Origin of the sequence: Thalassotalea sp. PS06, from assembly GCF_007197775.1 — a bacterium.
Lineage (GTDB): Bacteria > Pseudomonadota > Gammaproteobacteria > Enterobacterales > Alteromonadaceae > Thalassotalea_A.
The window spans coordinates 3781423-3795229 of record NZ_CP041638.1 but is presented as its reverse complement, the minus strand read 5'-3'; the positions used below and the strand labels follow the sequence as shown (position 1 = coordinate 3795229).

14 protein-coding genes are annotated in these 13807 nt (G+C 43.6%); 13 read left to right on the top strand and 1 reads right to left on the bottom strand.

Going from position 1 to position 13807, the window contains the following annotated elements; genetic code table 11:
- The first annotated feature begins 649 nt into the window (after positions 1-649).
- The 4 genes from rpmH to yidC are packed head-to-tail and all read left to right on the top strand — an operon-like array spanning position 650 to position 3084.
- On the top strand, positions 650-784 hold the full coding sequence (gene rpmH, locus FNC98_RS16745) for a 50S ribosomal protein L34 (protein WP_068547039.1): 135 nt from the start codon (positions 650-652) through the stop codon (positions 782-784).
- Positions 785-811: 27 nt separating this feature from the next.
- Positions 812-1168 carry a ribonuclease P protein component gene (rnpA, locus tag FNC98_RS16740; RefSeq protein ID WP_144035391.1) on the top strand — a complete coding sequence of 119 codons (357 nt, stop codon included), beginning with the start codon at positions 812-814 and terminating at the stop codon, positions 1166-1168.
- Positions 1135-1383 carry a membrane protein insertion efficiency factor YidD gene (gene yidD / locus FNC98_RS16735; RefSeq protein WP_144035390.1) on the top strand — a complete coding sequence of 83 codons (249 nt, stop codon included), beginning with the start codon at positions 1135-1137 and terminating at the stop codon, positions 1381-1383. The genes rnpA and yidD overlap by 34 nt, the downstream gene beginning before the upstream one ends.
- A gap of 6 nt (positions 1384-1389) precedes the next feature.
- Positions 1390-3084, top strand: a complete 1695-nt coding sequence (gene yidC, locus FNC98_RS16730; RefSeq protein WP_144035389.1) for a membrane protein insertase YidC — start codon at positions 1390-1392, stop codon at positions 3082-3084.
- Positions 3085-3134: 50 nt separating this feature from the next.
- Here yidC and FNC98_RS16725 read toward each other — a convergent pair whose 3' ends face one another.
- Positions 3135-4004 carry a LysR family transcriptional regulator gene (locus FNC98_RS16725; protein WP_144035388.1) on the bottom strand — a complete coding sequence of 290 codons (870 nt, stop codon included), beginning with the start codon at positions 4002-4004 and terminating at the stop codon, positions 3135-3137.
- 143 nt (positions 4005-4147) lie between these two features.
- Between FNC98_RS16725 and FNC98_RS16720 the strand changes: the two genes are divergently transcribed.
- From FNC98_RS16720 to FNC98_RS16680, 9 genes are all read left to right on the top strand, one after another.
- Positions 4148-5122 (top strand): aldo/keto reductase family oxidoreductase, encoded by a 975-nt coding sequence (locus tag FNC98_RS16720; RefSeq protein ID WP_144035387.1) that lies wholly within the window; start codon positions 4148-4150, stop codon positions 5120-5122.
- A 10-nt stretch (positions 5123-5132) separates the two neighbouring features.
- Positions 5133-5858 carry an SDR family oxidoreductase gene (locus FNC98_RS16715; RefSeq protein ID WP_144035386.1) on the top strand — a complete coding sequence of 242 codons (726 nt, stop codon included), beginning with the start codon at positions 5133-5135 and terminating at the stop codon, positions 5856-5858.
- A gap of 152 nt (positions 5859-6010) precedes the next feature.
- On the top strand, positions 6011-7390 hold the full coding sequence (gene mnmE, locus FNC98_RS16710) for a tRNA uridine-5-carboxymethylaminomethyl(34) synthesis GTPase MnmE (RefSeq protein WP_144035385.1): 1380 nt from the start codon (positions 6011-6013) through the stop codon (positions 7388-7390).
- A 611-nt stretch (positions 7391-8001) separates the two neighbouring features.
- Entirely contained in the window at positions 8002-8445 is a 444-nt protein-coding gene (locus tag FNC98_RS16705) for a flavodoxin domain-containing protein (protein ID WP_144035384.1), read from the top strand.
- 434 nt (positions 8446-8879) lie between these two features.
- Positions 8880-10769 carry a tRNA uridine-5-carboxymethylaminomethyl(34) synthesis enzyme MnmG gene (mnmG, locus tag FNC98_RS16700; RefSeq protein ID WP_144035383.1) on the top strand — a complete coding sequence of 630 codons (1890 nt, stop codon included), beginning with the start codon at positions 8880-8882 and terminating at the stop codon, positions 10767-10769.
- Between the two features lie 72 nt (positions 10770-10841).
- On the top strand, positions 10842-11477 hold the full coding sequence (rsmG, locus tag FNC98_RS16695) for a 16S rRNA (guanine(527)-N(7))-methyltransferase RsmG (RefSeq protein ID WP_144035382.1): 636 nt from the start codon (positions 10842-10844) through the stop codon (positions 11475-11477).
- Positions 11478-11506: 29 nt separating this feature from the next.
- Positions 11507-12295 carry a ParA family protein gene (locus FNC98_RS16690; RefSeq protein ID WP_144035381.1) on the top strand — a complete coding sequence of 263 codons (789 nt, stop codon included), beginning with the start codon at positions 11507-11509 and terminating at the stop codon, positions 12293-12295.
- A gap of 12 nt (positions 12296-12307) precedes the next feature.
- Entirely contained in the window at positions 12308-13189 is an 882-nt protein-coding gene (locus tag FNC98_RS16685; RefSeq protein ID WP_144035380.1) for a ParB/RepB/Spo0J family partition protein, read from the top strand.
- Positions 13190-13402: 213 nt separating this feature from the next.
- Positions 13403-13807, top strand: coding sequence for a F0F1 ATP synthase subunit I (locus FNC98_RS16680; protein ID WP_144035379.1), 405 nt, complete (start codon positions 13403-13405; stop codon positions 13805-13807).

Genomic DNA, 13807 nt, shown 5'->3' with positions numbered 1-13807 from the left:
TCAGTACTCCTGGAAATTAGGGGCTACTATCCGATGTATTAATGGGTAAAGAACAGAGAAGGTAGCAAGATTGTCCTGTGAATTTTTTTTGTTATCGAGCCATTATCACCTTGGTTATCCACAAGTGCAATACACCCGAAGGCTTTATCTTTAAAAAAAACGATCTTTTTTATTAAGCAAGCATTTTTAAAGGGTTTTGGTGATTTTAACAAGACAATATTCCACCTGAAATTCTGCAAAAATATGTTAAATTTTCCCGTTAAATTGCAATAACGGACAGAATTCCAGATTTTTTGTTATAAAACTGTGGATATAAATACTTTTTACTTATATAAAGCGGCAAAGATCCTCCAATACCGTTGGTTTGATCATCAAACCAATCTCAACGAATGATTTATCCAGGATTTTTACCTGAAATTAACGATTGAAACGACTTATTTAAAAGTTAAGGATCCCTCGACTATACTAATTCACGGACCTTGGGATTACCTGCCTATATAAAGGATCCACCTAAGGATCCTTTATAAACTCTTTTTATAAATATCGTTGACTTTATCGCCTAATCTATTTAGAATTCGGCCTCATTTTTTAACACAGTGCTCGAAAACGTTTGTTTTCGCATAGCAAACAAACTTAACGGGATAGCGTCATGAAAAGAACATTTCAACCTAGCGTATTAAAGCGTAAGCGTAACCACGGTTTCCGTGCTCGCATGGCAACTAAAAACGGTCGTGCTGTAATTGCACGTCGTCGTGCTAAAGGTCGTGCTAAGCTTAGCGCTTAATCCTTCTTAATAAGGATTATTACCCACATGGGTACCTACAGTTTTAATCGGGAGTCGCGTCTGCTGACTCCCGGTCAATTCCAACAAGTTTTTGACCACCCTTCTCGATACGGCTCAAGCCATTTCACCATATTAATAACTACCAATAAAAACGATGACAACCGTTTAGGCATGGCTATTGCCAAAAAACGGGTCAAACTTGCCGTACAAAGAAATCGAATAAAACGTCTGGTTCGAGAAAGTTTTCGCTTAAATCAGCATAAACTTCCTGCCGTTGATTTAGTTGTTATGGTAAAGTCAGGGATTGATCAGCTCGAGAATGAAGAGATTAATCAACAATTGGAAAAAATATGGCGAAAAATCAGACAGCGGCACAAACGTTAGTTATTGCCCCGATAAAAGCCTACCAGCGCTGGCTCAGTCCACTTCTGGGAAACAATTGTCGATTCAATCCAACCTGTTCCAGTTATGCAATCACGGCAATTAAACGCTTTGGAGCTGTAAAAGGTAGTTGGTTAGCAATTAAACGTATATTAAAATGCCATCCTTTAAACGAGGGTGGAGATGACCCCGTTCCTAAATCTAAACAAGAGAATTAACAAATTATGGAATCACAACGCGGTTTGCTATTTATAGCATTACTGGTAGTTAGTTTCTTACTGTTTCAACAGTGGCAAGTTGATAATGCGCCGCAACCTCCAGTAGAAACTCAAACTGCGAGCCAGTCCCCAGAGCAACAGTCTGGCGACGATGATTTTATTCCACAGGCCAATGAGCAAGCACCTACCGCTCAAAACGTTTCGGGCAAAGGTGGTATTATCACCATCGCTTCTGATGTTTTAGAGCTAAAAATCAATACCCGCGGCGGTGATATTGAAGGCGCTAAGCTTTTGCAATATGAGACGGAACAAGGTAGTGGCGAAGCCATGCCAATCCTGACCAATAGCGGTTTTACTTACGTTGCGCAATCTGGATTAGTTGGCGCTCAGGGAGATTCGAAAGGCAATAAGCGTGCGACTTATGTTGCTGAAAAAACCGAATACAAAATGTCAGGGGAATCTCTGGTTGTTGACTTAACCCATAGCAATAATGGCATCGACTACATCAAGCGCTTCACCTTAAAGCAAGGTAAATATGATGTCGACGTTGAATACATTGTTAAGAACAACAATGCCATCGATGCCAGTGTGACCTTATTCGGTCAGCTAAAACAGGACAGTTACATCGAAGATGATGGTTCTATGTTTATGCCAACCTACCGTGGTACGGCATACAACACCAGTGAAACACGCTACGAAAAGCTACCGTTTGATGATATCGAAGAAAGCAACCTAAATACTAAGACCAAAGCTGGTTGGGTTGCCATGCTTCAGCACTATTTTGTCAGTGCCTGGGTTCCAAATAAGACAACAACAAACGAAATTTACAGCAGTTACAATGCCAGTAAAGGCCAGGCGATTATTGGCTTTAAGCAACCAAGCGTAACCATTGCTCCAGGCAGCACAGAAACGGTATCAGCCGTATTCTATGTAGGCCCTAAAGATCAAAAAGCGTTGGAAGACATTGCTGAAGACCTGAACTTAACCGTTGATTACGGTCCGTTGTGGTTTATCAGTGAGGCGCTGTTTGCCCTATTGATTTTCATTCAATCTGGTTGGATTAACTTTCTTGGTTTAATTGAAATCGATTTAGGTTTTGGTGTTGGTAACTGGGGTATCGCCATTATCATCACGACCATCATCGTGAAGATGTTTTTATATCCACTGACGAAAGCGCAATACACCTCAATGGCAAAAATGCGTAAGGTCCAGCCGAAGATGCAGGCTCTGAAAGAGCGCTATGGCGATGACCGTCAGAAAATGTCTCAGGCGATGATGGAGCTATATAAGAAAGAGAAAGTAAACCCTGCTGGCGGTTGTCTACCGTTGTTGATTCAAATGCCGATATTCCTGGCATTGTACTGGGTATTTATGGAAAGTGTGGAACTACGTCACGCACCATTTGTTCTCTGGATCACCGACCTGTCTTCGATGGACCCATACTTTGTATTGCCATTATTGATGGGTGCATCTATGTGGTTAATGCAGAAGCTACAGCCAAATATGGCAACCGATCCAATGCAGCAAAAAATGATGCAATGGATGCCAGTATTCTTCACCTTCTTCTTCCTGTGGTTCCCATCAGGTCTGGTACTATACTGGTTAGCGTCTAACTTGATCACCATAGTTCAGATGCTGTGGATTTTCCGTGAAATTGAAAAATCCGAAGAGCAAGGAAAAGCGAAAGCTTCGAAGAAGTAATACGTTACTAAATTCCAAACAAAGGCCTGCAGTTGCAGGCCTTTTTATTTTTACGAAAACTCTGCCGCGATAAAGTCAATAAAGGTTGCAACTCTTTTGGATTGATAAACCAACTGTGGGTATAGCAAATACATATCATTTGGGCTCTGTTTAAATTGCTCCATTAAAGTAACCAAAGACCCCTTTTCGACTTCGTCACTAACAAAATAATCCGGTACTTTCACCACACCTTGCCCGGCCATAGCCTGATGCTTCAATAGCAAATTATCATTTACCTTTAGCCAGCCATTTATCTCAATATTAGTTCCAGCTAAATTCCAGTCGCCCTGCTCCAACCCTGTTAAACACTGATGACGTTGCAAATCCTCTATCGTTTTCGGCGTCCCTTTACGTTGCAAATAATCCGACGATGCCACTAGGCAGTGCTGGTAAGAAAACAGCTTCCGGGCAATCATATTTTCCGGCGGATTTTTGGTGGCGCGAAACGCCAAATCAAAATCTGAAGAGATTAAATCTCTGCGGTCATAACTGGAATCAATGGCGAATGAAACTTGTGGGTACTTTTGATTAAAAGCGGAGCAAAGGTTTACCAACACGCTTTGATTAAACTGCAACGGCGCGGTGATTTTAATGACACCGCTAATGTCCTGACTATCCTGCTCGGTGAGTCGTTCCATTTCTAACATAGTTTGTTGAATATGCTTTGCCGACTTCAGCACTTTCTCACCCGCCGCTGTCAAGCGCACACTGCGGGTGGAGCGAATTAACAGCTTATTGCCGAGCTGCTGCTCAAGGGCTCGCATTTGTGTAGATAAATACCCCCGGGACATTCCAAGCTTGTCGGCGGCACGGGTAAAACTTAACTGGCTAGCAACTTCAGCAAATAGCATCAGTCGCTCAAGCTTTTTATGTTCTTTCATTGAATAATCCAAGGTATCCAAAAAATCTAGCGTAAACTTCTCAATTGTATTTTATATCAATCAATGAATTCTTATTTATTTAATTTTAGTGAAACAAAATTTCTAGGATAATAAGCGTATTCATAAGTATTCCTTATCATGTCATGAATAAAACAATTCCCTTGAGTCGACACATCGACAATGTAAGTCCTTTGGTTATAGGTTGTATGGGCCTTGGCGGAGGTTGGAATCAAAACCCAATCAACGATGCTGATATTAAGCAGGCCCACCAATTAATTGATACCGGTCTGGAAGCCGGCATCAATGTGTTTGATCATGCTGATATCTATACCTTTGGCAAAGCCGAGCAAGTTTTTGGTAAAGTCCTACAGCAACGTCCTGAACTTCGCGAACAGCTGATTCTGCAATCAAAATGCGGGATTCGCTTTGAAGATGAAAATGGCCCTAAGCGTTTCGATTTTTCCAAAACCTGGATTCAGCAATCCGTTGATAACATCCTCAAACGGTTAAATACCGACAAGCTCGATATATTGATGCTGCATCGCCCGGATCCACTCATGGAAGTTGAAGAAGTTGCCGAGGCATTTTCCGAGTTACAACAAGCTGGAAAGGTAGCGAGCTTTGGTGTATCCAATATGCACTCGACTCAATTGGCGTTTTTGCAATCCGCGCTTGATGTTCCTTTGGTAAGTAACCAATTGGAGTTGAGTTTGAGTCGTCTTGACTGGCTTGAGCAAAATATTAATACCAATGTCTATGGACCACAAAATGGTAATTTTGATGCCTCAATGATGGCCTATTGCCAGCAACATAATATTCAGATTCAGGCCTGGGGAAGCTTGAGCCAAGGCTTATTCACCGGTCAGGATGTATCCCAACAACCTCAGCATATTCAGCAAACCGCAGATTTGGTTGCGCGCCTTGCTAATGATTATCAGGTTAGCCGCGAAGCTATTGTCATCGCATTTTTGTTGCGCCACCCTGCTAACATCCAACCGGTTCTTGGCACGACAAATCCTGCTCGTATTAGAGCTTGTGCCCAGGCCCTTAACATCCCCCTTAGTCGCGAACACTGGTACTCGCTCTATGTATCCGCTCGCGGCCAGGACTTACCTTAAGGTAATCAACATGACAAATCCATTAAACGAAAACTATTCATTACAAGATAAAGTCGCGATTGTGACTGGTGGCGGCAAAGGGTTAGGCAGAACCATAACCGAATACCTGCTAAACCAGGGCATGAAAGTCGCGATTTGTTCAAGAACGGAGTCAACAATTACGGCTACCGTTAACGAATTGAGTAAATCCTTTCCAGGAAAAATTATCGGCTCCGTTTGTGATGTTGCCGATAGTGCCCAGGTCAGTGAGTTTACCTCTATGGTTCAGCAGCAATTTGGTACCGTACATGTGCTTGTAAACAACAGTGGATTTGGTAAAGACACCTTAGTCTGGAAAACCAGCGAAGCGGACTGGGACAGTGTTATGGATACCAATGTGAAGGGCGCGTTCTTAATGTCAAAAGCGCTATTACCTGCCATGGTCGAAGGCAGGGAAGGCTATATCATTAACATTGCATCACAGGCGGCTTTAAATGGTTACGCTAATGCCGGTGTCTATTGTGCTTCTAAATTTGCCATGCTTGGCCTTGGTAAAGCCTTGCAAGAAGAAGTCCGGGAGTTTGATATCCATGTTCATACCCTTAACCCGGCATTAATCCAATCTCAGAAAACCGATCAGGAAGCAGTGAATAACAGCCTTATTCAAAATCAGGATCTCGCTTCTATGATTGTCTATCTGCTAAGCCAACCTAGGCGATTAAAAATCGATAATATTGGTATGTGGGGCTTTAAATAAGTTCAGACTCTGGATATATAATATTTCTAATTTCCCCTTCGGCAGCTATCAAGGCTGCCTTTTTTATCGTTTAAGCACTGAGCGTTAAGCTTTTTCGCTTACTCACCTTGGGTTATAATTCATCCCATATTTAAATGAGTTAACTTCTGTTTATGTCCGAAAAGAGTTTAAGCAATACCGAAACCATTGCCGCCCAGGCAACACCTCCAGGTCGAGGTGGCGTAGGTATTATTCGAGTATCCGGTCCACTAGCCGGCCAGGCTGCTAAAAAGCTGCTGGGTAAAGTACCGAAAACCCGTTACGCGGAATATCTGCCATTTTATGATCAAGACCAACAGGTGATTGACCAGGGAATCGCGTTATTTTTTAAGGGACCAAACTCTTTTACTGGTGAAGACGTGCTGGAACTGCAAGGTCATGGTGGTCCGGTTATTCTCGACATGTTGTTAAAGCACATTGTCAGCCTGGACAACATTCGCATGGCTAAGCCCGGTGAGTTTTCCGAGCAGGCTTTTTTAAACGACAAATTAGATCTGACCCAGGCTGAAGCCATTGCCGATTTGATCAACTCAAGTTCGGAGCAAGCGGCGCGAGCGGCTCTGCACTCCCTGCAAGGTGATTTTTCCAAGCTTGTGCATCAACTTGTTGATGATGTCATCCATCTGCGAATGTACGTTGAAGCGGCAATCGATTTTCCAGAAGAAGAAATTGATTTTCTCGCCGATGAAAAGGTCAGCTCTTCTCTTAAAGGATTAATTGAACAAGTTGCAGATGTCCTTGCCAAAGCCCAACAGGGGGCAATCATTCGTGAAGGTATGCGGGTTGTCATTGCTGGTCGCCCCAATGCCGGTAAATCGAGCCTGTTAAATGCATTAAGTGGCAAAGAGTCAGCCATTGTTACCGATATCGAAGGTACCACTCGCGATGTGTTATCCGAGCAGATACACATTGATGGTATGCCGCTACATATTATTGATACTGCAGGTCTTCGAGAAAGTCCGGATAAAGTTGAACAAATAGGTATCGAACGGGCCTGGAAAGAAATCAAGCAAGCCGACCGGGTATTGCTAATGATCGACTCGCAACAGGACGATAGCATTGATCCAACGAATTTTTGGCCGGAGTTTTTTAATCAGCTGCCAGAAAATATGGGACTGACTATTATTCGCAATAAAGCGGATATCAGCGGTCAAACTTGTGGTTTTCAAGTTTCCCATGACAAACCCACCATTACCCTGTCAGCAAAAACCGGTAATGGTATGGCGGCGTTAACGGATCACCTTAAACAATGTATGGGCTATGAAGGTAACGCCGAAGGCGGCTTTATGGCGCGTCGTCGCCATATACAAGCACTGGAAACCGCGCAGCAACACCTTATGACCGGCCAGGAGCAACTGCTTTCTTTTATGGCGGGCGAAATTCTTGCAGAAGAATTGCGTATCACCCAGCAAGCACTAAATGAGATCACCGGTGAATTCACCAGTGACGATTTGCTCGGGCAAATATTCTCCTCATTCTGTATAGGTAAGTGACGAGGCTCCCGCCGCGTCAGCTAGGGTGCCGAGTCATCCCGGCGTATGTCGGGATCTCCCTTCCCTCACAAGCCTTCACTAATATACCAAGCCAAAACCAAACCTCAGATTCCGTGTAGTATCACGGAATGACGTTTTGTATTGAGTCATCCTTGCGTTAGGAATCTGCGTCATCCCGGCGTCGGCCGGGATCTCCTTCGGTGTAGACCGGGATCTCCGACGGCGTGAGGAATCTGCGTCATCCCGGCGTATGCCGGGATCTCCCTCCCTTTACAGAGCCTCTATTTATATACCTAGCAAAACCCAAACCTGAGATTCCGTGTAGTATCACGGAATGACGCTTTTGTAAGTTTTCCGGGTATAAACCAGGAGCTCGCGCCATCACCGCTAGGAACTACGTGTGCCAGGAGTTGATGACATCAACGTGCCAGGAGCGATACTTTTATCGCATGCTCGTTGCTTTCAGTTCGAGCATATTCCTTTTATCGCGTGCTCTTTGCCCATACTGCATGCCACTTCCTTTACAGCATGCAGTTTGCTTTTATCCGTTTCTACTATTCCTGTTACAATAACCACCTTTATCCAAGCCAATCGAATATCAGGGAAAGGCTATGTCATCATTTCAAATCATTGTCGGCAGTATGTTGGGCGGAACCGAATACATTGCCGAAGCCGTAGAAGCGGTTTTAACCGAAGCAGATCATCAGTGTGAATTGCATTTCCAACCACAATTTTCAGAAATTGAGCAAAATCAGCAAACCTGGATTATCTGTACGTCTACACACGGTGCTGGCGATTACCCGGAAAACATTGAAAGTTTTGTGGAAGATCTCTGTGCATATGATCAATCGATGAGCGATCTTAAGTTTTTCGTGATCGCCGTCGGTGATAGCAACTACGACACTTTCTGTATGGCAGGAAAAAACATAAGAAACAATATGTTAGAGAAAAGTTCTAAAGAGTTAATAGAACTGTTTTGTATCGATATGGACGACGACATCGATCCAGAAGCGATCGCAGAACAGTGGATTCGCGATCATTTGGATCAGTTATAAATAACTTATTCACAGTTTACGATCTAAAAAAAGCCGATTGTGAATAAGTCAGTGATCAACCCCTTAATTATCCTTTATTATTCAGTGCACAATATTTTAAGAAAGATCCGCTGTGGATAAACAGGGCTTTTGATCAGAGGCAATACATGATCAGATCCAACCTTGATCACAGGATCTGATCTTATCCAATTCATTATAAACAAAGGCTTTTATTTAGTTATCAACAGAAAAGGCCTTCCTTAATAAAAGATAATAATAAGATCTATATATAGATCTTTATATATTATTAAGGATCCACCGTTCGATCTTTTAACATTTTGATCGTTTCCCTGCTTGGTAATTAAAGGTAGAATATACGACCTTATAAACTCACTTGATTTGACATATCAGCTTAAGGGTTTATTTCTTTATTCATTAACTGAGGTTTTTCTTTTATGTGGTATCAAGATTCCTTTGACGTCATTGTTGTTGGAGGTGGTCATGCTGGTACGGAAGCTAGTCTTGCGGCAGCTCGTATGGGTTGTAAAACATTATTGCTGACTCATAACATTGATACTCTGGGTGCTATGTCCTGTAACCCTGCCATTGGTGGTATTGGTAAAGGTCACCTGGTAAAAGAAATTGATGCCCTAGGGGGGTTGATGGCTGAGGCCATTGATCACGGCGGGATCCAGTTTCGTACGTTAAACTCTTCCAAAGGTCCTGCAGTACGTGCCACACGAGCTCAGGCTGATCGCCTTTTATATAAGGCTTATGTACGTAACTACTTGGAAAACCAAGAAAACCTAACGATATTCCAACAGCCATGTGATGATTTGATCCTTGAAAATGATCAAATCGTCGGTGTTTCCACACAAATGGGCCTGAAATTTAAAGGCAAAACCGTGGTTTTAACCGTTGGTACTTTCCTTGCCGGACAAATTCATATTGGCTTGAATAACTATCAAGGTGGCCGTGCAGGCGACCCGGCTTCAGTAAATCTGGCTAGCCGTTTACGTGATATGCCATTTCGTATCGAGCGTTTGAAAACCGGTACTCCACCGCGCCTGGACGCGCGGACGTTGGATTTCAGCGCTATGCAGGAGCAACCTGGCGATACCCCAGTACCGACCTTCTCGTTTATGGGGAAAGCGGAACATCATCCGCAGCAGATTCCGTGTTACATCACCCATACGAATGAGAAAACCCACGAAGTAATCCGTCAAGGTTTAGATCGATCACCGATGTATACCGGCGTGATCGAAGGTGTAGGTCCTCGTTATTGCCCATCGATTGAAGATAAAATTATGCGTTTTGCTGACAAAGCATCGCATCAGATTTTCGTTGAGCCTGAAGGCCTGACCACCCATGAGGTTTACCCGAACGGCATCTCAACCAGTTTGCCATTTGATGTGCAAATGGATTTAGTTCGCTCGATTAAAGGTTTTGAAAATGCGCATATTACCCGTCCAGGTTATGCGATTGAATACGATTACTTTGATCCTCGCGATCTAAAACAAACGCTGGAAAGCAAATTTATTCAGAATCTGTTCTTTGCCGGACAGATTAATGGTACTACAGGCTATGAAGAAGCCGGTGCCCAGGGCCTTGTTGCCGGTATGAATGCCGCTTGTCGTGTTCAGGACAAAGAAGGCTGGACACCAGGCCGTGAACAGGCATACATGGGCGTATTGATCGACGATCTTTCAACCTTAGGTACCAAAGAACCATATCGTATGTTTACTTCACGTGCGGAATACCGTTTGTTACTTCGTGAAGACAATGCCGATATTCGTTTAACGGAAAAAGGCCGTGAATTAGGCCTGGTAGGCGATGCGCGTTGGCAGCGTTTCTGCGAAAAAATGGAAAACATTGAAGTTGAGCGTCAACGTTTACGTGGTTTGTGGGTGCAAAAAGACCATGAAGCTACCGAAAAGCTTAACCCAATGTTAAAAAATCCAATTTCTCGTGAAGCTAATGTTGAAGATCTGCTACGTCGCCCGGAAACCCGCTATGAGGATCTGATGACGATCGAAGCCTTTGGCCCGGGACTTGAAGATAAGCAAGCGTCTGAGCAGGTAGAAATTCAGATTAAGTATGCCGGTTATATCGAACGTCAGTTAGATGAAATCGATAAAAAGAAACGTCATGAAGATACCTTGATTCCAGCAGATTTTGATTTCTCCCAAATTTCCGGATTATCGAACGAGGTAGTCGCAAAACTGACCGACGCACGCCCTGAAACCTTGGGAAAGGCATCGCGGATTTCTGGGATCACTCCGGCGGCAATATCGTTATTGCTGGTTTATCTGAAAAAACATGGTCTGTTGAGAAAAACTGCTTAACCTTAACAACGAGACCGGCGATAATAGCCGGTCTTTGTTTATCAGCCCCTGCCCTTTGGAACGCAACAACCGATGACGAACTTGAAATCTCGATTAACTGATTTAATTGCTCAGTCCGAATTATCCGTGACCGAGCATCAGATAGATTTGCTGGTGGCTTATGTTGAGCTTTTGCATAAATGGAACAAAGCCTACAATCTGACGTCGGTACGAGATCCCGAAGAAATGCTAGTTAAACACATTCTTGATAGTATCGCCAACGGACCTTTTCTACACGGCGAACGCTTTATCGATGTTGGTACCGGACCAGGTTTACCGGGTATTCCATTGGCTATTTTGTATCCGCAAAGAAATTTTGTATTATTGGATAGCTTAGGAAAACGCATTACGTTTTTACGTCAGGTTGTGTTCCAATTAAAACTTTCCAATGTAACACCAGTACTTAGCCGCGTTGAAGCATATCAGCCACAAGTCCCGTTTGACGGGGTGTTAAGTAGAGCCTTTGCTTCTCTGCTGGATATGATAAGCTTGTGTGAACATCTTATCGATGAAAACGGTCGTTTTTTTGCACTAAAAGGTGTTCTTCCTGAGCAAGAACTGCAACAATTGCCTGTTGGCATTGAGCTGGTGGAATCGCATCGGGTTCAGGTGCCGGAGCTTGAAGGGCAACGACATTTAATCGAACTAAAAAAATCTAACGCACTTTAATCGTCATATTCGAATTTTGCGGGGACGCTGTGGGAAAAATTATAGCAATCGCCAACCAGAAAGGTGGCGTCGGTAAAACTACAACATCGGTTAATTTAGCCGCTTCCCTGGCTGCGACTAAAAGAAAAGTATTGCTAATCGATTTGGATCCTCAAGGGAACGCTACTATGGGATCAGGCGTCGATAAATATGAAGTTCACGCTACCAGTTATGAATTATTGATTGATGAACAGCCTTTTGAACAGGTGATCGTCAAAGATACCATGGGGCAATATGATCTGATCGCTGCCAATACCGATGTAACTGCGGCCGAAATCAAATTGATGGAAGTGTTTGCCCGTGAGTTGCGTCTGCGCAATTCGTTAAAAGAAGCTCGCGAGTATTACGATTTTATCATCATCGATTGTCCACCTTCCCTGAACATGCTTACCGTCAACGCCATGGGCGCTGCCGATTCGGTATTGGTACCAATGCAATGTGAATACTATGCCCTGGAAGGTTTAACGGCATTGATGGACACCATTGCCAAGTTGTCGCAGGTGGTGAATAACAATCTGCATATCGAAGGCATTTTGCGTACCATGTACGATCCGCGTAATCGTTTAGCAAACGATGTATCGGAACAATTAAAGCGTCATTTTGGCGATAAAGTGTATCGCACTGTGATCCCACGTAATGTGCGTCTGGCAGAAGCGCCAAGCTTTGGTGCCCCGGCGATGTATTACGATAAGTCATCAACGGGTGCTAAAGCTTATTTGGCGTTAGCCGGTGAATTACTTAAAAAACAGCAAGTTGCTGTAAGCGAAGAATTAGTTTAGGCAGGAATATCAATGAGCCCTTCAAAACGCCGTGGTCTGGGTAGAGGCCTGGATGCATTATTAACTCAGGCACCGCGACCAGTAGCTACAAGCAATGACGCTGAACAAGCACCGGCTACTGAAAACGAATTGCGAACGCTTCCAGTTGATATCCTTCAGCCCGGTAAATACCAGCCTCGTAAAGACATGTCGGAAGAGGCGTTAGAAGAACTCAGCCATTCGATCAGAGCTCAGGGAATTATCCAACCAATCGTGGTTCGTCCTGTCGGTGCTGGTTGCTATGAAATTATTGCTGGTGAACGTCGCTGGCGCGCCGCACAGCTTGCTAAAGTCGATAACGTTCCGTGTATTGTCAAAGATGTGGCCGACGAATCGGCTGTCGCTATCGCCCTGATTGAAAATATTCAGCGCGAAGACTTAAATGCGATGGAAGAAGCTATCGCACTTGAACGCTTGCTAACCGAATTTGAATTAACCCACCAGGAAGTTGCAGAAGCGGTTGGTAAATCTCGCACTACTGTGACTAATTTACTACGTCTTAATAGTTTGAACACCGACGTTAAAACTTTCCTTGAAAACGGCGACATCGATATGGGCCACGCTCGCGCCCTACTTGCGTTAACTGGCGATGTACAAACCACAACAGCCAGAACTGTCGCTGCCAAAGAACTCACTGTTCGCGAAACCGAGGCTTTGGTGAAAAAAGTATTAGAACCAGTGGCACCGAAAGCGGCAAAAGAGAAGGATGCCAATACCCTGAAGCTCGAACAGGAATTGGCTGAACGCATCGGTTCATCGGTAGATATCCAGCATAACCGCAAGGGCAAAGGTAAAATGGTGATCAGCTATGCATCCCTTGATGAGCTTGACGGAATTTTATCGAAAATTCGCTAATTTTTTGTCGCTGAATCGCTAATTTTTCGGGTTTGTAAACCTGTGTTGAAAATTGCACACTTTTAGCGCTTGTTGTGCCTCATAAAGTTGCAAAAAAAACCTAATTCAGTATACTTGCGCTGGCTTTTGGCGAGAAAAAAATCAGAACCAATTTGAATTCATCTAGATTTAACGTGGAATCAAGGGTTTGGGGCGATTTCTTAGGAGTAACGGGTGCAAAATAAGCTAGCGAAACCCGGCAGAAAATATGCGTACAGACAAGTACTTCTGCAATTTATCATCACACTCTTAAGTTTTATAATTTGTTTTTTCGGTTGGGGATTAACTGCCGCAACATCAGCTTTGGTTGGTGGCATGGTCAGTGTAATCCCTAATTTTGTATTTGCACATAAGGCTTTTAAATTTGCCGGTGCACGCGCGGCCAGACAGGTGGTTGATTCTTTCTACGGTGGCGTGAAATTAAAATTGGTGTTGACTGCGATTCTTTTTGCCTTGTGTTTCAAGTATCTCGATTTAAACGTAGCCGCCTTTTTTATAACGTATTCAATAACAATGCTGGTTCCATGGTTGAATGCCATTGTTAACAAGTTTCATTTTAATCAACAAAAATTGGGATAA

What these genes read in the sequence shown, in the direction of transcription:
- rpmH (WP_068547039.1), top strand. Translation starts at nt 650, where the DNA reads ATGAAAAGAACATTTCAACCTAGCGTATTAAAGCGTAAGCGTAACCAC.
- rnpA (WP_144035391.1), top strand. Translation starts at nt 812, where the DNA reads ATGGGTACCTACAGTTTTAATCGGGAGTCGCGTCTGCTGACTCCCGGT.
- yidD (WP_144035390.1), top strand. Translation starts at nt 1,135, where the DNA reads ATGGCGAAAAATCAGACAGCGGCACAAACGTTAGTTATTGCCCCGATA.
- yidC (WP_144035389.1), top strand. Translation starts at nt 1,390, where the DNA reads ATGGAATCACAACGCGGTTTGCTATTTATAGCATTACTGGTAGTTAGT.
- FNC98_RS16725 (WP_144035388.1), bottom strand. Translation starts at nt 4,004, where the DNA reads ATGAAAGAACATAAAAAGCTTGAGCGACTGATGCTATTTGCTGAAGTT.
- FNC98_RS16720 (WP_144035387.1), top strand. Translation starts at nt 4,148, where the DNA reads ATGAATAAAACAATTCCCTTGAGTCGACACATCGACAATGTAAGTCCT.
- FNC98_RS16715 (WP_144035386.1), top strand. Translation starts at nt 5,133, where the DNA reads ATGACAAATCCATTAAACGAAAACTATTCATTACAAGATAAAGTCGCG.
- mnmE (WP_144035385.1), top strand. Translation starts at nt 6,011, where the DNA reads ATGTCCGAAAAGAGTTTAAGCAATACCGAAACCATTGCCGCCCAGGCA.
- FNC98_RS16705 (WP_144035384.1), top strand. Translation starts at nt 8,002, where the DNA reads ATGTCATCATTTCAAATCATTGTCGGCAGTATGTTGGGCGGAACCGAA.
- mnmG (WP_144035383.1), top strand. Translation starts at nt 8,880, where the DNA reads ATGTGGTATCAAGATTCCTTTGACGTCATTGTTGTTGGAGGTGGTCAT.
- rsmG (WP_144035382.1), top strand. Translation starts at nt 10,842, where the DNA reads ATGACGAACTTGAAATCTCGATTAACTGATTTAATTGCTCAGTCCGAA.
- FNC98_RS16685 (WP_144035380.1), top strand. Translation starts at nt 12,308, where the DNA reads ATGAGCCCTTCAAAACGCCGTGGTCTGGGTAGAGGCCTGGATGCATTA.